The sequence below is a fragment of the Labilibaculum sp. DW002 genome (assembly GCF_029029525.1).
In the GTDB taxonomy this organism is placed as follows: domain Bacteria; phylum Bacteroidota; class Bacteroidia; order Bacteroidales; family Marinifilaceae; genus Paralabilibaculum; species Paralabilibaculum antarcticum.
This window is the reverse complement of the sequence record NZ_JAKJSC010000011.1, coordinates 26,078-52,194: the sequence shown is the minus strand read 5'-3', so window position 1 is coordinate 52,194 and position 26,117 is coordinate 26,078. Positions and strand designations below refer to the sequence as shown.

General features: G+C 35.2%; 17 protein-coding genes. 11 read left to right on the top strand and 6 right to left on the bottom strand.

Annotated features, from left to right (window positions below; translation table 11 throughout):
- Positions 1–104 precede the first annotated feature (104 nt).
- Positions 105–473, top strand: coding sequence for a MotA/TolQ/ExbB proton channel family protein (locus L3049_RS20930; RefSeq protein WP_275111790.1), 369 nt, complete (start codon positions 105–107; stop codon positions 471–473).
- A 32-nt stretch (positions 474–505) separates the two neighbouring features.
- Positions 506–1,762, top strand: a complete 1,257-nt coding sequence (locus L3049_RS20925; RefSeq protein WP_275111789.1) for an alpha/beta hydrolase-fold protein — start codon at positions 506–508, stop codon at positions 1,760–1,762.
- Between the two features lie 73 nt (positions 1,763–1,835).
- Here L3049_RS20925 and L3049_RS20920 read toward each other — a convergent pair whose 3' ends face one another.
- Together L3049_RS20920 and L3049_RS20915 are read right to left on the bottom strand one after the other, a co-directional pair.
- Positions 1,836–2,552, bottom strand: coding sequence for a LytR/AlgR family response regulator transcription factor (locus tag L3049_RS20920; RefSeq protein WP_275111788.1), 717 nt, complete (start codon positions 2,550–2,552; stop codon positions 1,836–1,838).
- Entirely contained in the window at positions 2,549–3,676 is a 1,128-nt protein-coding gene (locus L3049_RS20915; RefSeq protein WP_275111787.1) for a sensor histidine kinase, read from the bottom strand. Before L3049_RS20915 ends, L3049_RS20920 begins: the two co-directional genes overlap by 4 nt.
- Positions 3,677–3,887: 211 nt before the next feature.
- Between L3049_RS20915 and L3049_RS20910 the strand changes: the two genes are divergently transcribed.
- Positions 3,888–4,778 (top strand): ABC transporter ATP-binding protein, encoded by an 891-nt coding sequence (locus L3049_RS20910; protein ID WP_275111786.1) that lies wholly within the window; start codon positions 3,888–3,890, stop codon positions 4,776–4,778.
- 3 nt (positions 4,779–4,781) lie between these two features.
- The gene (locus L3049_RS20905; RefSeq protein WP_275111785.1) at positions 4,782–8,345 is read left to right on the top strand and encodes an ABC transporter permease/M1 family aminopeptidase; all 3,564 of its coding nucleotides are present in this window, start codon (positions 4,782–4,784) and stop codon (positions 8,343–8,345) included.
- Positions 8,346–8,397: 52 nt separating this feature from the next.
- Here the strand turns inward: L3049_RS20905 and L3049_RS20900 are convergent, their stop codons facing one another.
- Positions 8,398–9,297, bottom strand: coding sequence for a polysaccharide deacetylase family protein (locus L3049_RS20900; RefSeq protein ID WP_275111784.1), 900 nt, complete (start codon positions 9,295–9,297; stop codon positions 8,398–8,400).
- A 321-nt stretch (positions 9,298–9,618) separates the two neighbouring features.
- Between L3049_RS20900 and L3049_RS20895 the strand changes: the two genes are divergently transcribed.
- Together L3049_RS20895 and L3049_RS20890 are read left to right on the top strand one after the other, a co-directional pair.
- Positions 9,619–11,763 (top strand): thioredoxin domain-containing protein, encoded by a 2,145-nt coding sequence (locus L3049_RS20895; protein WP_275111783.1) that lies wholly within the window; start codon positions 9,619–9,621, stop codon positions 11,761–11,763.
- A gap of 156 nt (positions 11,764–11,919) precedes the next feature.
- On the top strand, positions 11,920–12,720 hold the full coding sequence (locus L3049_RS20890; RefSeq protein ID WP_275111782.1) for a M48 family metallopeptidase: 801 nt from the start codon (positions 11,920–11,922) through the stop codon (positions 12,718–12,720).
- A 271-nt stretch (positions 12,721–12,991) separates the two neighbouring features.
- On the opposite strand, the gene L3049_RS20885 is transcribed toward L3049_RS20890, so the two are convergent.
- Together L3049_RS20885 and L3049_RS20880 are read right to left on the bottom strand one after the other, a co-directional pair.
- Positions 12,992–13,669, bottom strand: a complete 678-nt coding sequence (locus tag L3049_RS20885; RefSeq protein WP_275111781.1) for a rhomboid family intramembrane serine protease — start codon at positions 13,667–13,669, stop codon at positions 12,992–12,994.
- Positions 13,670–13,731: 62 nt separating this feature from the next.
- Positions 13,732–14,445: a cell division ATP-binding protein FtsE gene (locus tag L3049_RS20880; protein ID WP_275111780.1), complete on the bottom strand. Its 714-nt coding sequence runs from the start codon at positions 14,443–14,445 to the stop codon at positions 13,732–13,734.
- 260 nt (positions 14,446–14,705) lie between these two features.
- On the opposite strand from L3049_RS20880, the gene L3049_RS20875 reads away from it, so the two are divergent.
- The 5 genes from L3049_RS20875 (at position 14,706) to L3049_RS20855 (ending at position 23,288) form a co-directional block, all read left to right on the top strand.
- Positions 14,706–17,891 (top strand): tetratricopeptide repeat protein, encoded by a 3,186-nt coding sequence (locus L3049_RS20875; RefSeq protein ID WP_275111779.1) that lies wholly within the window; start codon positions 14,706–14,708, stop codon positions 17,889–17,891.
- A 22-nt stretch (positions 17,892–17,913) separates the two neighbouring features.
- Positions 17,914–19,641, top strand: a complete 1,728-nt coding sequence (locus L3049_RS20870) for a TonB-dependent receptor (protein ID WP_275111778.1) — start codon at positions 17,914–17,916, stop codon at positions 19,639–19,641.
- A 133-nt stretch (positions 19,642–19,774) separates the two neighbouring features.
- On the top strand, positions 19,775–20,275 hold the full coding sequence (locus tag L3049_RS20865) for a hypothetical protein (protein WP_275111777.1): 501 nt from the start codon (positions 19,775–19,777) through the stop codon (positions 20,273–20,275).
- A gap of 345 nt (positions 20,276–20,620) precedes the next feature.
- Positions 20,621–22,582, top strand: coding sequence for a DNA topoisomerase (ATP-hydrolyzing) subunit B (gyrB, locus tag L3049_RS20860; RefSeq protein ID WP_275111776.1), 1,962 nt, complete (start codon positions 20,621–20,623; stop codon positions 22,580–22,582).
- 139 nt (positions 22,583–22,721) lie between these two features.
- A complete protein-coding gene (locus L3049_RS20855) occupies positions 22,722–23,288 on the top strand; it encodes an LOG family protein (RefSeq protein WP_275111775.1) in 567 nt (188 codons plus the stop codon).
- Here L3049_RS20855 and L3049_RS20850 read toward each other — a convergent pair.
- Positions 23,285–26,101 (bottom strand): cache domain-containing protein, encoded by a 2,817-nt coding sequence (locus L3049_RS20850; protein ID WP_275111774.1) that lies wholly within the window; start codon positions 26,099–26,101, stop codon positions 23,285–23,287. The genes L3049_RS20855 and L3049_RS20850 overlap by 4 nt on opposite strands.
- Between the last annotated feature and the right edge of the window lie 16 nt (positions 26,102–26,117).

The window sequence follows — 26,117 nt, the reverse complement described above, 5'->3', positions numbered from 1 at the left end:
TTAATCGGTTAAACAAGGACGTAAACCTTTGAATCATCGCAAAAAAAATATTTCAATGGGTCTAAATTATATATTCGTGGAGATCTAAACTTAAAAATCATTTTATGTCACATCTTTTTACTCGTTTACACGAAGGAGGCCCTGTATTTATGTATCCTCTGTTGCTTATATTAATTTTAACATTGATTTTAATCGCCAAAGCTTTCTTGAAAAAGGGCGATGTTGAGAAAATTATTCGCTTGATCTCATCAATCAGTTTGTTTGCAATTGTATTTGGTTTTTTAGGTCAGATTGTTGGCTTGATAGGTGCTTTTGATTCATTACAAAGAACGGGTGGCAATGTTGATCCTTCGGTTTTTGCAGGAGGATTAGAAATATCTCTTTTGGTTCCTGCTTTTGGAATGAGTGTTTTCTTAATCGGTCGATTGGGCATTATACTTCTCATTTGGGCACAAAAGAAAGAAACTCTTTAGAACAAAAATCACTTCAACTAAGCACAATCAACATGAAAAAATATATGATTCTAATAATTGCTATGCTACTATCTTGGGCAGGCATTTATCAATCCGAAGCACAAAGCAAATCGAAACGAAACTATTTGGTTGAAATCGGCAAACCCGATAAGTTGTATTCTAAGATTCTAGATGAAAAACGCGATATTTGGGTTAATCTTCCCGAAAGCTACAAGGCAGATGGAAGTAGAAAATATCCTGTGGTTTACTTATTAGATGGTAGTGTCCAATTCAATTCTTTGGCTACCGTTTATAACAATTATTGGGGGAATTATTTGCCAGATATGATATTGGTAGGTATTTCAAATCAAACCAATAGAACGAGAGATCTAACCACATCAAAAGTTGAAACAAGACGTGGCGCCGTTTATAATAATGAAAATGGTGGTGCCGAAAACTTTACTCAATTTATCGAAAAAGAATTGATTCCTTACGTTGATAGTAAATTCGCTACTACGTCCTACAGAACATTAATTGGCCATTCTTTTGGAGGATTGTTCACCATTAATGCCTTAATAAATCATCCACACCTTTTCGTGAATTACATTGCAATAGATCCAAGCCTCGATTGGGATAATCAAAAATTACTGAAACAGGCCAAAGCAAAATTGCAGTCGGAGAGTTTTAAGGGTAAATCTTTATTTGTAAGCTTATCTGCAGAGCAATTGCACATGCAAAATGCTGAAATTACACTAGAAAACGTGATGCAAGACACTACAGAATTTACGCTCTTTGCACGTTCTATTATTGATTTTTCGAATTTTATCGAGACACAAAAACAGAATGGATTAAGTTTCGCATGGAAAAGCTATCCCAACGATTTACACGGCACAGTTCCTTTACCATCAATGCGCGATGGTTTGCTCTTTCTATTTGATTGGTATCAACTTGAATCGGGCCAAATGTTTAGCAATCCTGAAACCCCATTGGCTGAATTGTTAGTACTTGTAAAGAAGCGTGAAGAAAAATTGACCCAACATTTTGGTTATCTAACGCCGCCAGCAGATGAAGAGCTTTTTAATATGGGTGGCTACATGTACATGCAATTTGGACAAATGAAAAAGTCGTATGCTTTTTTCAATATGGCGATCAAATATTACCCTAAAAGTGCCAATGCTCACGACTCTATGTCTGAGTATTATATCGCTCAAAATGATGTGGAAAATGCAATCAAAGAGCTTACAATAGCCTACGAAATTAGTGGCCGTGACATGTACAAGCAAAAAATAGATAAACTCAAAAGTGAATAGAAATTATACTATGAAGAAAGGACGCTGTAGGCGTCCTTTTATTTTATTAAGATGGAGTGGTATTTCATTTAAACTAGGAATTGTAGAGTTTACTTACCAAACTCTTATAGGTTTGACCAATCGGAATTTCATGCTCATTAATTGAAATTCGATTTCCCTCTATCAATTTGATTTTGTCAAGTGCCACTATAAAGGATTTATGCACTCTCATAAAATGTTGATTGTCTAATATGGATTCGTAGTAAGATATTTTTTCATGACTGATAATCATCTCCTCTTTAAAATAGACTTTGGTGTAATTACCATAGGCTTCAATAAATAAAATATCTTCCGAATCTACCTGATGATATTTCTTATCTCCTTTGACAAAAAAACGTTTGTTTGCTGCGTGTGATGGGTTTGTGATCTCAGCACTATTATTTGATGTGGTACTTTGTGAATTATCTCCAATTGCCTTATTAACAGCTTTAAGTAAACGTTCAAAACTGAAAGGTTTTAGTAAATAATCAGCAATATCTAATTCGTAACCATCTAAAGCAAATTCCTTGTAAGCAGTTGTAACAATCACTTTTGGAGGATTGCTAAGTGTACGAAGAAAATCAAACCCACTTAATTTTGGCATGTTCAAATCCAGAAACATCAAATCTACCTGATTGTTGTTTAAGAATTGCATTGCTTCCAAGGCATCGTAACAATGATGTTCCAACTGCAAATGTGGAAGAATATCACAAAAACCCTCAATAAGGTCGTGTGCTAGTGGTTCATCATCAACAATTATATATTTAATCATGTAACTTGAATTTTAAAGTCTACTTTAAAGATATTATCTTTTATTGAGAGTTTTAGTTCATGTTTTTTCGGATAGATCAATTCAAGTCTTTGTTTTAGATTGGCTAATCCAATTCCCTTTTTTTCTTCACTTTCGTTGATTTCAAAATTATTTGAAAGGCTAAAGTGGATTGTATTATCAATATTTTCTAGGTTCATGTGAAGAAATGCTCCTTCTCGAATGCTTTCAATCCCGTGTTTAAAAGCATTTTCTAATAGTATAATATACATTAATGGAGCAACTTTCATATTTTCATCAACGGTAGAGTTAAATTGTATGTCTACGCTTTTGTGGTAACGGATCCTGTGTAAATCAATATAATTGTTTAAGTATTCGATTTCATCTTTAAGAGGTACGAACTCTTTTTTGCCTTCGTAAATTGTGTAGCGCATCATTTCCGATAGCTTTAAGATAACACCTGGAGCCTGATCCGAATTCTTTACTGTTAAGGCATACAGATTATTCAAAGTGTTAAAAAAGAAATGGGGGTTGATTTGTGTCTTGAGTAAGGCTAATTCTGCTTTGGACTTATCAGCCTGTAAGGTTTTTAACCATTTCCATTGTTCAAACAACCAAAGAATAATAAACAATGGAATTGGAATAAAAAAGAAACTGATAGCCATTCCTTTTCTGACTTCACGATAAGTTTCCAAATCACCTGAAAACAAGCGCACATAAGTGAAGTAAAGCATGGCGCTCACATATATAGCAAGGATTAATTTTAGATATTTCGTAAAGAAAACAGGGGTGAGAATGTATATACTTCCCAATAGAAATATCAGTAGAAGAAGGAAAGTTATTGGGTTGTCGGGCATTCTCATATTTGAGTCAACGATCATAGCACCAAAAAAAAGTAGCATGAGACCACCAATCTTATATATGGTACGCTTATTCTTTTTCAGATAATCTAATTTGTGAATAGGGAGCGAGATCATGAACCACCAAAAAGTAAAAACCAGAAAGATTTCTATTGGAGCATCATCAGGTATAAGTATAAACTTAATTTGGTGCAGAATCAAAATTATAGGAACGATTATTAATAAGCCGATTCCGAACGCTTTGTATTTCTTAATAAAATCTATCATACATCGAAAATAGGAATGAAATGTTTGACGAACAAGTTAATTGACAAACACTATGGGAAATGACACCAACACCATTGTTTTTTAACTCAAGCCAATTCATGAGATTTTTGCACTTGTATGGCTCAAAAAGAAAGCCATGTGACATCTATATTAGTAAGGTATTTTGATTGATGATAAGTTTACTCGAAATCAAACTTAAAATCACAAACTCATGAATACATTAAGAATTGAGAACCTATCTAAAATTTATCCAAATGGTGTTAAAGCCTTGAATGGAGTATCATTAAACATCAGTAATGGTATGTTTGGCTTACTGGGTGCTAATGGAGCTGGAAAATCATCCCTTATGAGAACAATTGCTTCTCTGCAAGAGCCAAGCTCAGGAGCTATAAATTTTAACGATGTTGATATTATAAATTCGCCTCAAGAGGTAAGAAAGAATCTGGGTTATTTACCTCAAGAATTTGGAGTATATCCAAAAATATCTGCTGAAAAGCTACTCAATCATTTGGCTGTACTTAAAGGCATAATCGATAAAAAGGAACGTAAGAATCAAGTGACAGCATTATTGCAACAAACCAATTTGTATCAGCATCGCAAAAAGTCCGTTTATACATTTTCGGGTGGTATGCGTCAACGTTTTGGTATTGCACAGGCTTTACTTGGCAATCCTCAGCTCATTATTGTTGATGAACCAACGGCAGGTTTAGATCCTGAAGAACGAAATCGTTTTTTGAACTTACTTAGTGAGATAGGAGAGAATGTAATTGTGATACTATCAACTCATATTGTTGAAGATATTCGTGATTTGTGCAAGAATATGGCAATTCTTGCTGAAGGAGAAATTGTTGCGCAGGGGAATCCTTCTGAATTGGTTAAAGGCCTAAAAGGTAAAATCTGGAGCAAGATGATAAAAAAGGATGATGTTGATGCCTATCACAAAGCCTTTAAAGTTATTTCGACAAAACTGGTATCAGGAGAAACACAAATTCGAGTAATCTCGGATTCCATCCCTGAGAAAGGTTTTAATAGCATAGATCCAAATTTGGAAGACCTCTACTTTGCTACTGTTCAAACAAACTCACCTTTAAAAACTGTCTAAGATATGATATCTCAATTATTACGTTTCGAAGCTTTTTATCAGCTAAAACAGCGCGTTTTTCCTCTACTGGCAGGCCTTTTCTTTTTTATGGGTATTCTAGCGGGTCGTCAGGGGTTTGCCCCAGCCAATGTTGATTTTAATTCAACTTATCAGATTAATTTTTTCACAGGCTTAATCAGCTTAGGTAGTGTTTTTATTGTAATGTTTTTTGCCATTAGTGGCATGCTTCGCGATAGACGATTCAATATGGAAAATATTATTTACAGTACATCCATAAAGAAATGGCAGTTCTTTTGGAGCCGTTACTTAGGTGTATTTGTGAGTAGTTTACTCGCTTTCACCCCATTCTTAATAGGTTATGCTGTATCGGTAACTTTTTCGGATTTAGATCCAGAACGAGTGGCTGAATTTCATATGTTAACTTATGTAAGGGCCTGGTTACTTATTGTAGTACCCAATATTCTAGTATGTTCAGCCTTAGTTTTTGCAACAAGTACGCTTAGTAAGAGTAATTTGGCAACTTATGTATCTGCCATTTTCATCTACATGCTTTACATGATTAGTTCACTATTTTTGAACTCTCCACTTATGGCTCAGTCTGTTCCAGCTACACCTGAAGGTATGGCTCTTGCAGCACTAGCAGATCCATTCGGTATTGCCGCATTCTTTGAACAAACACAATTTTGGACGCCTTTTCAAAAGAATACTCAGTTTTTATCTTTCACAGGTTTGTATATGTGGAATCGAATATTGTGGATTGCACTTACAACTTGTGTTTTATTTGGAACTTATTTTTTGTTTTCATTTAGGCAGATGAGTCAAAAAGTGAAGAAGGCAGTTGTGGTGATTGATAAGCCAGAAAAAACGAAAGAATATAGGCCGATTCAAGCCATTGTAGGGCAGAAGTCACAGCGTGCTTCCTTCTTTTCTTTGCTGAAAATAGAACTGAGTGGTGTCTTTAAAAGCTTGCCTTTTATAGGTGTTATTAGCATCTGGTTAGTTATTGTTTTTATGGAGATTAATTCAACTATAAATGAGGGGGGAGCTTACAATGATAGTTTGTACCCACTAAGTAATTTACTCATAGATCTTTTTGCTGATCCTTTGTCCATCTTAAGTTTTATCCTTATTATTTTTTATAGTGGAGAATTGGTTTGGCGAGAACGAAGTCTCAACTTTGATGGAATTTTAGACGCAACACCAGTGGCAAATTGGGTTTTATTTTCGTCAAAACTTCTTGCATTGATCATGCTTCCTCTTTTATTAATTGCTTCTGGAATTATTGTCGCTTTGGGATTTCAAATCTCAAAAGGCTATTACAATTTTGAGTTGGGGCAATACCTGTCTATGTTTTATTACAATGGAACACAGTTAATCATTTTTAGTATGATGGCTCTTTTCATTCAGAGTCTTTTCAGGAATAAATACTTGGGGATGGGTGTTACAGGCCTAATTATTTTAGGAAGCTTCCTCGCTCCAAAGGTTGGTTTAGAGCATGATATGTTGCGATTTGGTTTCTTGCCAAGATTGTCTTACAACAATATGACAGGGTATTCTGGTGAATCAACTCTATTCAGCCATTTGAGTTTGTATTGGTTTGTTTTGGCTAGTATTTTATCACTGATATCCTTTAAGCTTTGGCAGAGAGGTGTTGCAACAAACTTTCGTTTTTATTTCATACAAGCACGCTCCAATTGGAGAAAATGGGAAATTACAATTCTGGCTTTGTTTTGTATTGTTCTGTTTGCATCAGGGGGTACCACTTACTACAATATGAATGTGTTGAACGACTATTACTCGTCTGCAGAAGTTCTTGATTATAAGGAAGCTTACGAACGTAAATTTAAGAAGTATGATGATATGGATCGTTTTTATCATGTTTCTATGAAAACTGAAGTTGATTTGTACCCAAAGGAACAACGCTATACCGTCAAGGCCAATAATATACTAAAGAACAAGCATGATCATCCAATAGCTATGCTTTTTATAACAGAAAAAGAGCCTATGCATTCTATTCAACTTGAAAATGCAAAGCTAGTTGAGCATGATTCCCTTTTCGGAACTTACTTGTTTGAATTCAACGAGCCTGTTAAAGCTCAGCAAGAGGTCAAGTTCAAGTACGAAATTCATAAGACATTAAAAGGCTATGAAGCATCGCAAGAGATTGTAGCCAATGGTTCTTATATAATGCATAGAAGTTTTGAGCCTATCCTAACTTATCGTAATAGTCTTGAAATATCGAACAATTTCGAAAGAGAGAAAAGGGGCTTACCTCGTATTGAAGAGGAAGGTGTTGAAGATGAACACTTACATTTGGTTGAAGTGGATTTTGGCCGAATTGATTATGAAACAATTATATCAACTCGAGCTGATGAGATTGCTATTGGCTCAGGAAAGCTGTTGAAACAGTGGACTGAGAATGGTAGGAATTATTATCACTATAAAACGGAGAATAAAATTCTACCAGTTATGGCTTATTTTTCTGCTAAATACGCTACCATAAAGGAAGAGTTTATGGGAATCAGCTTAGAGCAGTATTATCATGAGGGCCATGAATATAATCTTAAAGACATTTCGGAAAGTACAAAGGAAGCGTTAAAATATTGTATTGAGAATTTTGGAGATTACCCTTTCGATCATCTTCGAATGGCTGAAATTCCAGGACATTGGTCATTTGGTGGCTTTGCACATCCTGGGGTCATTAGTATGGTTGAAGATCGATTGTATTTGGTTGATACCAGAGAAGATGAGGATTTCAATTTGGTGGCAAAAAGAGTTGTTCATGAAGTTTCTCACCAGTGGTGGGGACATACTTTAATACCGAAAATGGTGGAGGGTGGCTCTGTATTCATAGAAGGTTTTGCCAAGTATACCGAGGCGGTTATCCTGGAAAAAATGTATGGTAAAAGTGCCATTTGGCAGCTGAGTCAAAATGCTAATAGCAGATATTTTAGAGGTAGAGCTTATGCCTCAACTCCTGAACCTCCCTTGTATATAGTCGATGGACAGAGCTATATTTCTTATGGAAAAAACTATACCATCATGTTAGCATTACGTGATTTATTGGGTGAAGAGAAATTGAATTCTGTTTTGCGCAGCATAACAGACCGACATCGAAATGAGGATGTTTTCGAAGCCAATACGCTCGAGTTCATTAATGATCTTTATCATTTGACTCCAACTGAGCAACATGTTTTAATTGATGATTGGTTTAAACGTGTGATTACTTACGATTTGTCTGTAGAAGACACAAATTATAAGCAGTTAGAAGGTGGAAAGTATGAGATTAATCTTAATCTTCAATCGAAGCGATTCGAAACGCAAGTAGATGGGAGTCTTAAAGAAATTCAAATTAATGAACCGATTGCAGTAGGACTTTTCTCGAAACATCCTAGTTCAGCAAATGAGGAGAATGGTATTTTGTATTTAGAATCGCATCAAATCAATAAAAAGCGAATGAAAATTAGCTTGATAGTCGATGAACTTCCAAAATACATAGCCATTGATCCTTATGGAACACGCTGTGATGAAGATTTTGTTGACAATTTGGTATTGCTAGAAAAATAAGAATATTTAATACTAAATCCCTGAATTCAATTTCAGGGATTTTTTTTCGGTTTTATAATCCGAGTAGATCCATTTTATCTTTTTCATATCGACTGTCCTCAGCAGGATATCTAAGTTTTTCCTCAAATTTACCTGAGTCTTTGGCTAAGCTCCAAATTAAACTTTCTCCAGCATAAAATGGTGTTTCGTTATATATCGAATCAGTATAGGCATCATTAGCTGATACTATTTTCCAACCTTTAGACTTAAACATGTCAATTAAGTCATCCAAAAATAACGCTGCTGCCAAATTGTGATGCAAAAGAAGGGTGTGGTTTATGTGTTGACCTCTTAGTTCAAATGAAAGATTTTCATAAAAGGAAGCACGTTCAAACAAGTGCTGCAAATAATAGTTTTTAAACCCTTCAAGATCTGCCTTTGGGTCTTCTTTTAATCTTTTTCGTAATCGACTATCAATATACCAATCTGATGCGTCAATTGTAACATATCCATTTTGATAGCCTTGTTCTTTCATAATATTACGAATACTATCGATTTTTTCTTGACCTTTTCCTTCTTTGAGATAAGGAAATCTGAACAATTTAGTATAGTTGCTGTATTTGCTGATTAATGAATCGGCTTTTATTAGCTCTTCTTTAAATTTAGCCGCACTATTTTTATTGCTATTGAAATTTGGGTGAGAATAAGAGTGATTAGCAATTTTATGTCCTTTATCATTCCACGAGTTAATCAGATATTGCCCTTTATCACCTGACTTGTCTTTGGTTTTTACAAAAAAAACAGCCTTGATGTTTGCGTCATCAAGTGAGTTGAGGAGCATATTGTTCCAATCTTCAAATTTGAAATCACCACGATCCTGCATCGTGCCGTCATCAAAAGTGAAGCTTATGGCAGGTTGTGCATGTATTGAAAAGGAAGTAATTAATAGAAAAATGAAAATTAGTGGTCTCATATTGTTCTGAAATAAACGCTTAATTAAAATGATCATGTAAGTTTTGTGGACAATAAAGTTGGTTATTATCAATAGGCCAAGTAAGTCGATTAAAATTACTTATAAAAATTTGATTTAGATAAGTTTAATTGGTTTTGTGTAGTTTGTTATTTGAATTGTTACAATTCGTTATCACAATAATTCTCTACCATTAAGTAGGATCTGTTTCTATATTTCATCTAAGTAGAATAAGTTTGATGAATTCGCCTATCCTTATTTAAAATGATTAAAAATAATTTCTATCTTTAATTGTTACTAATCAAGTAAAAAATTAGGAGAGGAATGAAAACAGTAAGAAATGCAAATGTCTTAGCCTTTTTAGCCATCGTATTGATGATAAATAGCACTGTTTTCGCCCAAAATCATAAGGAAAATATGAATCACAAACATACCAACAACTTAGCAAAAGAGAACAGTCCATATTTGCTTCAGCATGCACACAATCCCGTAAACTGGTATCCTTGGGGTGAAGAGGCCTTGGCAAAAGCAAAAAAGGAAAATAAAGTAATATTGGTAAGCATTGGTTATGCTGCTTGCCATTGGTGTCACGTAATGGAACATGAAAGTTTCGAAAATGAGGAAATAGCCAAAATCATGAATGAATTTTTCGTTTGCATAAAGGTCGATCGTGAGGAACGTCCTGATATTGATCAAATATATATGGATGCCGTGCAAATGATGACTGGTAGTGGAGGTTGGCCTTTAAATTGTTTTGCCATGCCCGATGGAAAACCATTTTTCGGTGGTACTTATTTTCGACCGAACGATTGGGTAAAAGTATTGCAAGGAATTCAAAATGCATGGCTTACCGAATCTGAGAAAGTTAAATCAGTGGGCGATCAAATTGCGAATGGAATCCGTGAAAACGAAATCATTACGCTAAAAGCAGAGACTTCCGATTTTACTGTAGCTGATTTAGAAAAAGCATATCGTCAATGGAAACAGGATTTTGATACTCGGGAAGGGGGAAATAACAGAGCGCCAAAATTCCCATTGCCCAATTCTTTGCAGTTTTTGCTGCGATATTATCATCAAACCAAAGACCAATCGGCACTAGATCATGTAACGCTTACGCTCGATAAAATGGCGATGGGCGGAATCTACGATCAGGTAGGTGGTGGTTTTTCCCGTTATTCGGTCGATGCCATATGGAAAGTGCCGCATTTTGAGAAGATGCTTTACGATAACGGTCAGTTAATCAGTTTGTATGCCGAAGCTTATCAATTAACAAAAATTCCTGAGTACAAGCAGTTGATAGAGCAAAGTATAGACTTTGTTGAGCGAGAAATGACTTTGCCTGAAGGAGGTTTTTATTCTTCACTTGATGCTGATAGCGAAGGTGTAGAAGGTAAATTTTATGTTTGGGAAAAAGCCGAAGTCGAAGCTCTACTAAAGGAAGAGTCCGATTTGTTTTGTGAATATTATGGCATTACAGATCATGCCAATTGGGAAGAAGGAAATATTTTAATGATATCTGCTGATAAGAATAGATTGGCGAAGAAGTATAAAATATCAGAAAAGGAATTGGATGAGAAACTGGAAAAGGGCAGAGCAGCATTATTAAACAAGCGTGCTGATAGAATTCGCCCTGGATTAGATGATAAAGCCCTAACGAGCTGGAATGCACTAATGCTTAAAGGCTATGTTGATGCTTACAAAGCTTTGGGAAATGAAAAATATCTCGCTGCAGCGATAAAAAATGCAGATTTCATACAAAAATACCTTTGGAAAGGCGAAGCTCATTTACATCGTAATTACAAAAACGGCAACTCAAAAATTAATGCTTTTTTAGACGATTACTCATTTACCATAGAAGCATTTGTGGCGCTTTATCAGGCTACCTTCGACGAACAATGGCTGCGCAAAGCCAACCAATTGATCGAACATGTGTTAGTTCATTTTACAGATGATAAATCAGGAATGTTCTTTTACACCTCTGACAAAGATGAGGCATTAATTGCACGTAAAATGGAGCTAATTGACAATGTAATTCCATCGTCTAACTCATCCATTGCCAAAAGTCTGTTTTTGGTGGGAACTTACCTCGAAAAAACGAGATATGTAAAACGTGCCGAACAGATGCTCTTGAATGTGAAAAGCCGCCTAGAGAAGTCTGTAGCATATCACTCTAATTGGGGACAATTGTATTTTTGGTTTGCAAATCCGCCAATCGAAATAGTGGTTGTAGGCGAGGATGCTAGTAAGCAGAAAGAACAAATCGAAAAATTATTTTTGCCCAATGTCTTGATTTCTGGGAGTAATACGGAAAGTAATTTGCCTTTGCTGCAAAATCGTTATGTAAATGGGCAAACAACTTTCTATCTTTGTAAAAATAAAACTTGTAAATTACCAGTTACAAATGCAAATGACGTGCTAAAACAATTGTCAGAGATCAATGCACAGTTATCAGTGAACAATGATCAGTAAATAGTTTGCGGTAATTGTGAATAAGCAGTTGAATTCTCTCCTTCAGGGTAGCTAGAGGAGTTTTTGTGTTAGAAGTTTGATGGATTTAAGGCTCATTTCTGTAAGCAAAGCAATTAAAAAGAAAGAAAAATAACTAAAAATCAAAATACCAATACCATGAAAAAAAACATGCGTAACATCCTAATAACAGGATTTTTATTGTTTGCAGCAGCTTGTGCTACGGTACCAATTACCGGAAGAAAACAAATGAATCTTTTTCCGGAGAATCAGATGATTGCAACGAGTTTAACACAGTACGATACTTTTCTATCGGAAAGCAAGTTATCTGCAAACAAAGAGCAATCTGCTATGGTGAAATCTTGTGGAGCAAGAATTGCCAAGGCAGTAGAACAATTTATGAACGAGCACGGTATGAGCGATCGTATTGCAAACTTTGCCTGGGAATTTAATTTAGTTGAAGATGCTACACCTAATGCTTGGTGTATGCCTGGTGGTAAGGTTGTATTTTACACAGGAATTTTACCTTATACCCAAACAGAAGCAGGTTTAGCTGTGGTTATGGGACATGAAATAGCTCACGCAATAGCTCGACATGGAAATGAAAGAATGAGTCAGCAAATGGGAATTCAAGCCTTGGGAACTGGTTTGAGTGTACTTGTGAATGAAAAGCCGGCAGAAACGCAACAAATCTGGATGACTGCATTTGGAGCCGTTTCGAATGTTGGAGTTATGTTGCCTTTTTCAAGATCTCATGAAACAGAAGCAGATAAAATGGGGCTTATATTTATGGCTATGGCAGGTTACGATCCAGCTGTTGCAGTTGATTTTTGGAAGCGTATGGGAGAGAGTGGAGGGCAGAAGCCTCCTGAGTTTTTATCAACCCATCCTGCTGATGATACCCGTGTTCAGAATCTAAGAGCATTTTTGCCAGAAGCTATGAAATATTATAAGAAATAAGGTGTTTCGAGAAAATATAAAGAATTAGAAGAATGGCGTTCTGGCTTTTGCTAGAATGCCATTTTTTAAACCTGACAGAGTCGAAGACCTGTAAGCGTTTATTCTAAAATGTAATTGAGTATAGTTGATTTTTTCTCTTGCAGGAGAGTGAAAGAGTGAGGTTTTTTATTTTGACTTAAATGTTTTTCTTTCAACTTGAAGCTTGGGCATTGAGATTCTCCTTTAGCCATATTGCCTTATAACTTGGAGCTTAATTCCTTGTTACTTGAACTCACTTCCTCAACTGTTCCTTACCTTCAAGTAATTCCGAATTCCAAATTTCTTCAGGAATTTCATCATCATCTTCCCAAATAACTTTGGGTTTTTGAGGGCCTTGTTTTCGGAATGCGAGGGCATAAATTAATCCAGAACAGCCACCAAATAAATGACCTTCCCAGGATACATCCTTAAGAACAGGGAATATGCCCCAAAATAAACCGCCATACAAAAAGGCTACAACAAACGAAATAGCTATAAGTTTATAGTAGTTTCGGAATAGACCACTAAAAAATAGAAAAGAAGCAAAGGCATAAACTAAACCACTTGCTCCAATGTGGTAAGCCTCCCGAGCTGCAATCCAAACCAAAATATTCGAAGTTAGGTAGCAAAGTATAAATATTCGATAGGAGAGTGGGCGATAGAAATAAAAAATCCCCCAACTAAGAACGGCAAAAGGAACCGTGTTGGCCATTAGATGGCTAAAATCTTTATGAATTAATGGACTTGTTAAAATGCCAATTAATCCCTTTGCATGAAGAGGAAATACACCTAGAAAATGAAAGTCTAAACCAAGTCCCCACTCAAAAATTTTAACCGCCCACATTAAAAACAAAAAAGCCATAGGAAACAGTAAGCTGTGTTTTAACTTCAGCTGTTCAAACTCTTTGTTATATGGCGTATTATCTCGCAAATTATTAAAATTGTATTTTTTTTGAAAGCCCTTTTAGGGGTATGGAGTGATAAAGGCTGTTTCTAATCCAACTCGATTTCTTCTTCTTCGTCGGTATCAGGATTAAAAAGCTCAATAACTTTACCGTCTTTACATTCGATGGTACGTGCAGGGAATTTCTTTAATAAATCATGCTGATGCGTGGCCATAATAATGGTTTTGCCACTTTTACTAATATCATGAAGTAATTTAACCAAATCATCAGAAGTTTCCGGGTCCAGATTACCAGTAGGTTCATCAGCAAGAATAATATCAGGAGAATTTAAGAGCGCACGCGCAATAACCACACGTTGTTGTTCTCCACCTGAAAGTTCGTGAGGCATTTTATACCCCTTATTATTCATTTTTACTTTTTCCAGAACTTCAGAAATCCGGGATTTAATATCATTTGAATTTTTCCAGCCAGTTGCTTTTAGCACAAAAAGTAGGTTGTCTTCAATATTTCTATCTGTAAGCAATTGAAAATCCTGAAAGATGATGCCAATTTTTCTTCTCAAAAAAGGGACTTGCTTGTTTTTAATCATTGGCAAATAATAACCAACAACTTTTCCTGATCCATCTTTTAAAGGTAAATCGGCGTATAAAGTTTTCAGAAGGCTACTTTTTCCACTTCCCACCCGACCAATTAGGTATACAAACTCTCCTTTTCCTATTTCAAGGCTTACATCAGTTAAAATAATGTTATCCGCCTGACGGATTATGGCATTTTTAAGTTCAATGATAGCAGATTCGGACATGTATTTCGCTTTTTAGAATATTCAATTTGTGTGTCGACATACAAATCTAAAAAATTATTTCAGCAGAAGCTTTCTTATTGCACATTTTCTTTATCAAATAAGCGTGCAATTTTTCTTTCTTTCCTCCGTTTTGAATTACGATAAGCTTGCAGATTATTTATATCTTTAAGCCTGATTTTATGATTTGGAAATAGATTAGAAAGTCAGTTCCCTAATGGTCATAATAATCAACTTTTTTTTACCTACACACGAAAAGTAGTATGAGAAATAAATTTAGTTTGTGGATGTTAGCATCCCTTCTCTTTTTATGTTTGAGCTTTACCGCTCAGGCCCAAAAATCCTTAACACACAAGAGTAGTAACCAGATTTGGCAGTCGGCCATGGAAATGTTCCAAAATAAAAATTATGGTGGAGCAAGACATGAGTTTGCTGATTTTCTAAAGAAAGAGAACGATTCTTATTCCGACCGATCGACTAAAGCTTCCTTTTACATGGCTTGGTGTTCAATTGAATTGTTTCGCCCCGAGGCCGAGCAAGAAATGAAAGCCTTTATTAAAAAGAATCCGGAAAGCAATTTAAAACAAGCTGCCTATTTTCAATTGGGAAGACAGCAATACAGAAGTAAAAAATACAAAACAGCTTTGCAGTGGTTCAAAAAAGTTGATGTTTATTCGTTAACCACTGATCAACGCACCGAGTACCAATTTAAAATGGGGTACGCCTATTTTCAACGTGAAAAATTGGAAGAAGCTCGTAAATATCTGTTTGAAATTATCGATGTGTCGGGAGAATACAATGCGCCAGCAAATTATTACTACGCACACATTGCTTACCTGAATAAGAATTATCAAACCGCTTTAAATGGTTTCGAAAAACTGACAAAGAATAAAACTTTTAAGCCAATAGTACCTTACTATATAACACAAATTTATTATCTGCAAGAGAAGTACAATGAGGTGATTGATTATGCACCACAATTTTTAGATGATGCTTCGGTAAAAAGAAGTGCTGAGATTGCTAAAATGATTGGTTTATCGCATTATCAGTTAAAAGAGTACAAAAAAGCAATTCCATTTCTGGATAAAGGAAAAAAGAGTTTGTCTAGAGAAGATAAATTTGCTTACGGATACTGTTTGTACAAAGAAAAGCAGTTTGCCGAGGCAGTAGTTCAATTTGAAAGAGTAGGCGGCAAGGATGATGAATTGCTAATGGTTGCCAATTATTGTTTGGCAGATTGTTATTTGCAATCGGGTGATAAAAATGGCGCTAAAGCGGCTTTCTCTGCTACCTCAAGAATGGATTTTGACGAGAACATGCAGCAAGATGCTTTGTTCAATTACGCGAAGTTGACTTATGAATTGTCTTATTCGCCATTCAATGAAACCATAAAGGCTTTCGATGCCTATTTGCAAAAATACCCGAATTCTGATCGTAATGATGAAGCCTACGATTATTTGGTGAAAGTGTACATGACCACCAAAAATTATGGCGATGCATTGGCTTCCATGAATAAGATCAGCAACAAAACCCCACAAATTAAAAAGGCATATCAAAGAGTTTCTTGGCTGCGTGGTTTAGAGCAAATGAAGCAGTTGGATTACGTTACTGCGATAAAGTCTTTCGACAATGCGTTGGAATATAAAATATACAATTCTCAAATTGCTGCAGAATGTGTTTATTGGAAAGCCGAAGCAAATTATCGCTTGGGCGATTTTGAAAAAGCAACAAAGCTCTACGATGCGTTTATATTGTCACCAGGTTCTGGTTCTTCAGGATATTACGAGCGTGCTTACTACAACATTGCCTATGCAAATTTCGAGCAAGATAAGTATGAACAAGCGTCCGATTGGTTCCGTAAATTTGTGAATCAGGCCGATGGTAAAAGTAATTTTGTTTCTGATGCCTGTAACCGAATTGGCGATTGTTTCTTTTTGAATAGAGATTACAATCATGCTGCCGAGTATTATGGAAAAGCGGCTTCAGCAAATAACTGGGATACCGATTATGCTTTGTATCAACAAGCATTGTCTGTTGGCTTAACTGGTCAGTCTGCTGAGAAATCACGTTTACTGCAACAACTAAGAACAAATTATCCTGAATCGGAATATTTAGATGATGCTTTGTATGAATTGGCAAAAGCAAAAGTGAAGTTGAATGATGAATCTGCTGCAGTTTCAATATATCGAGAATTGGCTACCAAATTCCCGAAAAGTAGTTTCGCTCCGAAATCATTATTGCAATTGGGACAGTTAAATTACAATGCAAGAAATTATCCGAAGGCGATTGAGTCTTACAAAGAGGTAGTTTTAAAATATCCGCAAAGCGAAGAAAAGAAAAGTGCTTTTACCGGCTTAAAGAATGTGTATGTGGACATGAACAATGTAAACGAGTATTTTGCGTTTGCAGAGTCCTTTAAAGGTGGAGGGGTAATTCGTAGTTCAGAGAAAGATTCTTTGTCATACATATCTGCCGAAAGATTGTACATGTCGGGCGAAACAGAGCGTGGAATTAATGCTTTGGGCGATTATTTAAGTCAATTCCCAGATGGAATGTTCCGCTTAAATGCACAGTTTTACAAAGCCGATGCCGCCCTAAATCAGGATGATTTAGATGAGGCTTTATTAGGTTTCGAACAAGTGCTAAATCAGCCAAACAATTTGTTTACCGAAAAAGCATTGGTGGCTGCCTCGCAATTGAATTATCGCAAAAAGAATTTCGTGCAATCAAAAGCACAGTTCTCTAGATTGAATGAAATGGCTGAAATTCCAGAGAATGTTAGCTTGGGAAAAATCGGTTACATGCGCTCTGTATATGCTTTGGAAGAGTATAAGAATACGGTTCAAGCAGTGGCAGTGGTTCTAGAAATAACCAAAGCCGAGGAAGAGTTAATTCGAGAAGCAAAATACAAACGAGCTAAGTCATACTTAGCTATGGCAAATAAAAGTTTAGCTCTTGCAGATTTTAAAGCTTTGGCAAAAGAAACGCAAACAACAGAAGGTGCTGAGTCGAAATATCGATTGGCTAAATTGTATTTTGATAAGATGCAATACGATTTATCCGAAAAAGAAATCAATCAGTTTATCGAAATGAATTCTCCACATCATTATTGGTTGGCAGAGAGCTTTCTGTTACTTTCGGATGTGTTTTTAAAGAAAGATGATGCCTTTCAGGCTAGATATACCTTACAAAGTATAGTTGATAATTATGCTTCGAAAGAGGACGGGATTTTGGAAAGAGCGCAAGAAAAATTAAATGTTTTACTTGCTGCTGAAAAGAAAGCCGAAGAGAAGATTATCAATAAAGAAGTAAAAGTTCAGTTCGAAGGTGCAGATCACACCGAGAGTGAAAAGCTATTCGAAAACGCATCAGTAGAATCGGATTCTATAGGTTTGGATGAGGAGAAAATGATGTTGGAAGAAATGCTAAGTAAAGAGGAAATAGAATAATTAAAATATAATAAAGAAAGCAATGTTCAAAAAGCTCCTATTGTCGGCTGTAATATTCAGCTTTGCATGTACAATCTCTTATGCCCAGGAAGAACGAGATTTAAATAAAGAGGTAAAGGTAAAAACAACCTACCAGCCTAAAATTAATAAATCGAAGAGAATTGGTGAGTTGCCAACGCTTGTAGATACGACTAAATTTACGCCTTCTTTTAATTATTTTATTCAGACCAAGCCTTTATCGGTTGGTTTTTCTCCAGCTTTAATTCCTGCTGCAAGAATTGTTGGTGAGCCATTGCAATCAGTTAACAGTCATGCTTTAACTTTGGCTGGTGGTAATTATGCGACCCTTTTCGGGGATTATCGTTACAACAATCAAAGATCTAAAACTTCTGATTTAGGTGTGCATATTAGGCATTATTCTACCAACGGAAAAGTTGAATTAGAAAATGGAGAAGATGCAAAGCCAGATTGGACTGAACAGTTGGCTGAAGTTTACGGGAAAATATATTTAGATGATAGTGAACTTTCTGGTAGAGTTTACTACGGCCACAAAGGCTATAATTATTATGGCGATAAATTTGTCAATCAAAGTAGTTTTTTTGATTATGACAGCCAGAAGCAAGATCGCTTTGGTTTAAATGCTGATTTTAAAACAACATTTAAAGATCAAGAGCGATTAAATTTTGGCATTGGATTGGAATACGAGCATTTTGGAGATGATTTCGAAGTTGCTGAGAATGACTTATTGATTAAAGCAGAGGCTAAAATTAAAAGAGGTGAAGGACTTTGGTCTTTGACTTCAGAGTTTGACTATTTTGCGACTGATGGTTTATATGTTTCTAGTTTTGATGAGTTTGAAGACAGACAAACGATGGTTTGGACTTTGAGCCCAAAATATTCATTGCAATCAGATGCACTTAATGTGACTTTAGGGGTTGATGCTGTTTTAGCAATGGGAGATGATTCAGAAACAAAATTGTATCCTAATATTTCTATGGATTATGAGGCTGTTGATGAAATTTTGACCTTGTTTGCAGGTCTTGATGGAGGCTTAAATATGAACAAGTATAACGATATTGCGGATGAAAATCCATTTGTTTATTCTGGTTTGTATGTTAGTCCTACGAATACAAAATATCGTCTGTTTGGAGGAGTGAAAGGAAGTCTTTCGTCCAATGCATCATTTAAGTTATCTGCAGAATACAGTGATGTTGAAAATCAATACTTTTTTACTAGGTATGCAGATTTAATGGCAGTATCTGGAGGAGTTGCAGTTCGTAATACGAATAAATTTGCTGTTGAACAGGATGATATCAGTTTACTTCGATTAGGAGCTGAAGTAACCATTGGTTGGACCGATAAGTTACAGTTGAACTCTTCTGTTTGGTACAATAGTTATAGCATGGATGCTCTAGAAGAAGCTTGGTACAAGCCTGAATTTGAAATGAATGTAAATGCTTCTTATTTGTTTAGCGAAGAATTAAGTTTTCAAGCTGGGGTTAGTGTATTGGGAGAGAGAAGTGTTGCTTCTTATGAAGTAAATGATTTTGGAGGTACGGTTATAGTCGATCGCGTAACAAAAAATCTTGATGCTGTATATGACCTTAGTATTGGTGCAAATTATCGTTTAAACGAGCATTTTACAGCTTTTGGGAAAGTGAATAACTTATTTGCTGATAAATATTACCAATGGGATGGATATCCTTCTCAGAGACTTAATTTCCTATTAGGAATTAAAGTCGTATTTTAAAAAAAAGAAATCACCGTATTGTAAAGGATGTTCTTTAAATAGAGCATCCTTTTTTATTTTAACTATTTTTGCAAATTGTTTTTTGCACGCTTTTTGCTACATTTAATATTATTATTAAATACATACGGAGTTTATGAATTTAAATTTGACCAATAAAACTAAATATATACTACTATTTACATTTGCTTTCATTGCATTTGTTGGCAATATAAATGCGCAAGAAGATGAACGTTGGAAGTTATCTGTAAATAACGATCAGAAGCCTCTTGAGATTTTGATGGAATTTGGTGATTCTGAAATGGGAATTACTTATTTATTTGACATCACTAGGGATACTTTAAATATGTCTTTTGCGGCTGAAGAGTCCATTAGCTGGAAAAAACATGGTGTAAGTGTATTTGCATTGCCAAAAGGCAAGGAAGTGCTTAAAATTAAGCTTGACGATGTGGATATGGAAAATGTTCAGGTAGTGTTTTATCGAATGTGGAAAGCCATGCCAAAAAATTTCAAAAATGTAACCACATTATTTGAGCTTCACGAATATGGAACAACTTCTGAGGGAGCTCAAGTCAAGAATTTTATTATTCGTTTTAAGATGAAAAGACCGCGAAGACGAAATTCGATTCAATTGTAAACATAAGGGGTCGCTATTTTCACTTTAATTACTACTGAAAAATCGCTTTGTCAAAATATGATAAAATGCACGATTTTTATAGATTTTCCTACTCGTATTTTCATCATTTTTATTATCTTTGTTTAACTTTTTCTTTTGGGTTTTTTATTGGTGGTAAGATGTTGATTAATAAAGCTTTTTGGCTTTTGTGTGGTTGCTCTTTTTAATCGCCTTTGGGAAATAAAAACAATCCTAGGAGTAAAAAGAATTTTGTACAATAAAAATATTAGAATATAAGATTGAAAATGAACCATTACATTGTTTAGTTACTGGTTCGTATTTTGATTGAAACTAAAGATCTGATAAATGAGTGATTTAGAAAATGTGAATAAAAAAAATGCCGACTATTCAGCAAATAGTATTCAGGTATTAGAAGGTTTAGAGGCGGTTCGTAAGCGCCCTTCCATGTATATTGGCGATGTTAATGTAAAAGGACTACATCACTTGGTTTATGAGGTTGTAGATAACTCTATTGACGAGGCTTTAGCTGGACATTGTGACAATATTGAAGTTTTCATTAATGAAGACAATTCTATTACTGTAAAAGATGATGGGCGTGGTATTCCAACAGCACTTCATGAAAAGGAAAATAAATCGGCTTTAGAAGTTGTAATGACTGTATTGCACGCCGGAGGTAAGTTTGATAAAGATTCTTATAAAGTTTCTGGAGGTTTGCACGGTGTAGGTGTTTCTTGTGTAAATGCACTATCTACTCTTTTGCAAGCAGAAGTTCATCGTGATGGAAAAATATATTTGCAAGAGTACTCGAAAGGTAAACCTCTTGCTGATGTTAAAGTGATTGGTGAAACTGATCATACTGGTACAAACATTACTTTCAAGCCAGATGATTCAATTTTCCTAGTAACAGAGTATAAATACGATATTTTAGCTGCACGTTTAAGAGAACTTGCTTTCTTAAATAAAGAGATTCGATTGAATCTTACAGATAAACGAGATGTTGATGAGAATGGAGAGTTTCGTTCTGAATCATTTTATTCAGAAGAAGGCTTAAAAGAATTTGTTCAATACCTGGATAATACTCGTGAGAGATTAATTGAAGATACGGTTCATGTTTCTATAGATAATAATGACGTTCCGGTTGAGATTGCCTTGCAGTACAATACTTCTTTCTCGGAAAATATTCATTCGTATGTGAATAATATTAATACGATTGAGGGTGGTACTCACCTAACAGGTTTCCGTAGAGGTTTAACGAGAACGCTTAAATCTTTTGCTGATAAATCAGGCATGCTATCAAAACTGAAATTTGATATTTCAGGTGATGATTTCCGTGAAGGTTTAACTGCTGTTGTATCAGTAAAAGTTGCAGAACCTCAATTTGAGGGACAGACGAAAACTAAATTAGGTAATTCAGAAGTTAGTATTGCAGTTGATAAGGCTGTGAGTGCTCTTTTAACCAATTACCTTGAAGAACATCCAAAGGATGCTAAAACCATCGTACAGAAGGTTATTATGGCGGCTACGGCTCGTCATGCAGCCCGTAAGGCAAGAGAACTTGTTCAGCGTAAAACTGTACTAGGAGGTTCTGGTCTTCCGGGAAAACTTTCTGACTGTTCTGATAAAGATCCTGCTAACTGTGAAGTTTTCCTTGTCGAGGGAGATTCGGCGGGTGGAACTGCTAAGCAAGGGCGTGACAGACAATTTCAAGCTATTTTACCACTTAAAGGTAAAATCTTGAATGTTGAAAAGGCAATGCAGCATAAGGTCTTCGAAAGTGATGAGATTAAGAATATCTTTACAGCTTTAGGTGTTACTATAGGTACCGAAGAAGATAGCAAAGCAGCTAATGTTGAAAAGTTGAGATACCACAAGATTGTAATCATGTGTGATGCCGACGTCGATGGTAGTCACATTGCAACTTTGATTATGACCTTCTTCTTCCGTTACATGAAATCATTAATCGAGAACGGATACTTATATATTGCTACTCCTCCTTTGTATTTAGTTAAGAAGGGTAAGAATCAGCAATATTGTTGGAACGAGGATCAACGTTTAAGATTGATTGAAGAATGGGGTGGAGGAAAAGAATCTTCTATGCATATTCAACGTTACAAAGGTCTTGGAGAGATGAGTGCCGAGCAACTTTGGGAAACTACAATGAATCCAGAAGTTAGAACGCTTCGTCAGGTAACTATTGAGAATGCAGCTGAAACAGATCGTGTTTTCTCTATGTTAATGGGAGATGAGGTACCACCTCGTCGTGAGTTTATCGAAGAGAACGCCACTTATGCCAATATTGATGCTTAATTCATAATATCTAAACGAAAGCCCTTAAGTTTATCTTAAGGGCTTTTTTTTTGCTTTATTTCTTAAGATTTAAGGACGATTTAGTCTTTGTATTAGGTAATTTTTGAATACATTTAATTGCTAATTAAAATCGATTTAAATGAATATTTGTGTGTTTTGTTCATCCAGTAATTCAGTGGATGAAAAGTTTTTTCAGGAAGCTAGGGATTTGGGAAAATCAATTGGAGAAGCTCATAATGGTTTGGTGTATGGTGGAACCAATGTTGGCTTGATGAATGAAGTTGCTGTAGCTGTAAAATCAGCTGGAGGAAAGGTGATTGGTGTAATTCCTAAATTGATAGAGGAGTATGGGATTTCTGCAGATTTTCTGGATGAATTAATCATTACTCCAGACATGGCTGAACGTAAAAAAGTGCTTAGAGATAAGTCGGATGCTTTTGTTGCATTGCCAGGTGGATTTGGTACTTTGGAAGAAATATTGGAGGTCATCACCTTGAAGCAATTGGGATATCATAATTTACCAATTGTATTTATCAATACGGATGGATTTTATGATTGTTTGAGAAACCAATTTGAGACAACTTATCAGGAGAATTTTGCGAAAGAAGATTATCGTGAGTTTTATCGATTTGAAAACAATTATAAAGACGCATTAAAATACATTCAGAATTATAAACATGATCAGTTAAAAACCAAGTGGGATTAGTTCTTAATGAGTTGTTTATTGATAGAATCTAGTAACTTGGGTATTTTTATTGGTTTGGTAAGGTAATCGTCACATCCAGCGGCAATTACTTTTTGTTTGTATTCTTTTTGAAAGAATGCTGTGTTGCCGATAATAGGAATCTGTGAATGAATATTTTTTAATTTTTTCGTTGCGTCGTAGCCGTTCATTTCTGGCATTTGAATATCCATTAAAACCAAATCAATTTTGTTCTCATTACACAGATTAATAGCCTCATGTCCACTTTTGGCCCATAAAACGTCTGCATTTGTTTTAGCTAAACTTGCTTTGTAGAAAGTGAAATTGCTTTTTTCATCATCAACCACTAAAATATTTTTGCCTTTCCAATTGTAATTCTCTTTCGAGATAAGCTCAGTGTTTCTTAGATCTTGATTGTTTTTTATGTAGGGAAGCGTGATGAAAAAGCAGGTTCCCTTACCTACCTCAGATTCAACTCTTATGCTACCTCCTAGAATTTCTGTAAGTCGATGAGTTATGGTTAGGCCTAAACCCGTTCCGCTATATTTTCTTGTGTCAGAATCATCTATCTGTCTAAAGCTTTGGAAAATATCTTTAAGTGATTTTTCAGGGATGCCAATGCCTGTATCTTTTATATAGAATTCTATATTTGTTCGGTCCTTTAAATGATAGCCAAACTCAACAATTCCTGTTTTCGTAAATTTTATGGCATTTTCGATTAAGTTTGAAAGAAGTTGTTCTAGTCTACCTGCATCGGTAAAAATAATTGAATCTTCATCACTCAAGGTTTTTTGAACCTGAAGAATTAAATTTTCCTTCTGATTTGTGTTCTTGTACGAGTAGTGTTTTTCATACAAAGAGGCTAGTAATGTGTTAACCGAAGTCTCTGATTTGTGAAGTTTTATTTGTTTAGACTCGATTTTAGATAGGTCAATCATATCATTAATAAGCTGCAGTAGGTTGGTGCCACTTTGCTTAATCAATCCAGCATATTCTTGTCGGTCAGATTCGTCTATTTGTGTAGAACTCATGATATCAGTAAAGCCAAGAATGTGATTCATTGGTGTTCTTATTTCATGCGACATGTTTGCCAAAAAAGCAGATTTTAGATTGTCAGATTCTTCTGCTCTGCTTTTTGCTTCCTTAAGGTGCTTTTCGTAATGTTTACGGTCTGTAATATTTCTGTAGATACCGAATATTGCTATTTGCTCTCCTGCTACTTCTATCGGGTTGCCCATAATGGAAACATCAATAAGAGTTCCATCTTTACATTTTCTTTCTGTCTCTATTTCGATTAGTTGTCCTTTTGACGTGATTTCGTTAATGTTATTTGCTTCACTTTGTTTTGATTCGTCAGCAAGTAAGTTGTCGATAACAATACCGTAAATATCTTCTGTAGTGTATCCAAATAGTTTGGTGAACTGTCGGTTTATTTTTATCCCTTTGCTCTCATGGTCGGTGATTGCGATTGCCTCAGGAGAATTTTCAAAGAGTTGTTCAAAGTAAGCGGTTTCAATGTTTAGCTGATGTTCTATTTTTTTTCTATTTAGAATCATCTGATTGGCATGTTCACCCAGTGTTTTGTACTCTTTAAAATGCAATTTACTTGTATCAATTAATTGAGATTCCGTAAGGGCATCCTTGTAAAATTGGCTTAAGATTTTCAAGCCTGATTTATTGGTTTGCACAACAAAGCGCGTGATTACAACTATTATAAGACCAGATAATAGGAAGATTAAGATTGCTTTTATAAAATAGCTATTTACACTAGCTTTTAATTCATCTTTTTGTTTTTGAATTGCATTTTTTAATTCCATTATATGTATTCCACTTCCTATGACCCATTGCCAATCTTTATAGGATTTCGTATACATTAGTTTTGATTTGCTTTCTTCATTCCCTGCTATAAAAGGATCCTGGTAACGAATAAAACCACCTTTCTCATTTGTGCCTTGACTGATAAATTCTTGCGTAATTTTTTTTCCATTTTCATCCTTAATACGCCATAGATCTTGACCTACAATTTCTTTTTGAGTGTGGGCTAGGCAAGTACCATCAAAGCTTAATACTATAATCGTGAAATTTTCATCAAATCTCATTTCTGTGATCTTTGATAAGATTTGATCTTTTATTTTTTGAAGGTGGTTATCCACTTTTTTGGTGTATCCAATATACCAGTTAAAAGGCTTGAAGACTTTTATGAATGAAATTTTGGGATGTATTTTATTTCCATTCTCGTTTTGCCAAGAATAGTTGGTAAATCCTTGTTCATATTTTTTGGCAATTTCAATTTCTTTCTTGATGATCGGAACTCCGTATACGTCAAGTATTAATTTCTTATTCTTTCCTTCCCAATCTGGCTTCTCTGGATCCATTAAAACGGTTCCATTTAAATTGTTGATAAAGAAAAAACCATCTTCTTCGCTGTCCTTTATTGGTCGTAAGGCGTCAATAATTAATTTCTGAATTTGTTGCTGACTTAATTCATTTTTGCAACTATTGTAGATGTTTGTTGCGATCGTATGAGCTTCGTAAACTTTTTTACTGATTTGATCTTTTAATGAGTTTCTGGTTTGTTCTCTCTCATTTTCAATGAAATTGATTAGTGTTTGAGTTTCTTGTAGAAGTGTTTTTTCTTGAGTTTTGAAAAAATCTTCTTGAATTTGTTTCGATTCTTGTTTAAACTTTTCATTGGCTTGTTGAATCCAAAATAATCCGAGTATGGAAATGGAGAGCAAGGAAATACCCAAAAGAGAAACTAAAAATACTTTTGAAATACTTTTGTCTTCAAAGAGTTTAACAAGAATAAATTTCATACGGGAGAGTTCACCT

Coding starts and splice junctions, on each gene's coding strand:
- L3049_RS20870 (WP_275111778.1), top strand. CDS start 17,914: ATGTTCAAAAAGCTCCTATTGTCGGCTGTAATATTCAGCTTTGCATGT.
- gyrB (WP_275111776.1), top strand. CDS start 20,621: ATGAGTGATTTAGAAAATGTGAATAAAAAAAATGCCGACTATTCAGCA.
- L3049_RS20920 (WP_275111788.1), bottom strand. CDS start 2,552: ATGATTAAATATATAATTGTTGATGATGAACCACTAGCACACGACCTT.
- L3049_RS20905 (WP_275111785.1), top strand. CDS start 4,782: ATGATATCTCAATTATTACGTTTCGAAGCTTTTTATCAGCTAAAACAG.
- L3049_RS20855 (WP_275111775.1), top strand. CDS start 22,722: ATGAATATTTGTGTGTTTTGTTCATCCAGTAATTCAGTGGATGAAAAG.
- L3049_RS20865 (WP_275111777.1), top strand. CDS start 19,775: ATGAATTTAAATTTGACCAATAAAACTAAATATATACTACTATTTACA.
- L3049_RS20900 (WP_275111784.1), bottom strand. CDS start 9,297: ATGAGACCACTAATTTTCATTTTTCTATTAATTACTTCCTTTTCAATA.
- L3049_RS20930 (WP_275111790.1), top strand. CDS start 105: ATGTCACATCTTTTTACTCGTTTACACGAAGGAGGCCCTGTATTTATG.
- L3049_RS20895 (WP_275111783.1), top strand. CDS start 9,619: ATGAAAACAGTAAGAAATGCAAATGTCTTAGCCTTTTTAGCCATCGTA.
- L3049_RS20910 (WP_275111786.1), top strand. CDS start 3,888: ATGAATACATTAAGAATTGAGAACCTATCTAAAATTTATCCAAATGGT.
- L3049_RS20875 (WP_275111779.1), top strand. CDS start 14,706: ATGAGAAATAAATTTAGTTTGTGGATGTTAGCATCCCTTCTCTTTTTA.
- L3049_RS20880 (WP_275111780.1), bottom strand. CDS start 14,445: ATGTCCGAATCTGCTATCATTGAACTTAAAAATGCCATAATCCGTCAG.
- L3049_RS20925 (WP_275111789.1), top strand. CDS start 506: ATGAAAAAATATATGATTCTAATAATTGCTATGCTACTATCTTGGGCA.
- L3049_RS20915 (WP_275111787.1), bottom strand. CDS start 3,676: ATGATAGATTTTATTAAGAAATACAAAGCGTTCGGAATCGGCTTATTA.
- L3049_RS20850 (WP_275111774.1), bottom strand. CDS start 26,101: ATGAAATTTATTCTTGTTAAACTCTTTGAAGACAAAAGTATTTCAAAA.
- L3049_RS20890 (WP_275111782.1), top strand. CDS start 11,920: ATGAAAAAAAACATGCGTAACATCCTAATAACAGGATTTTTATTGTTT.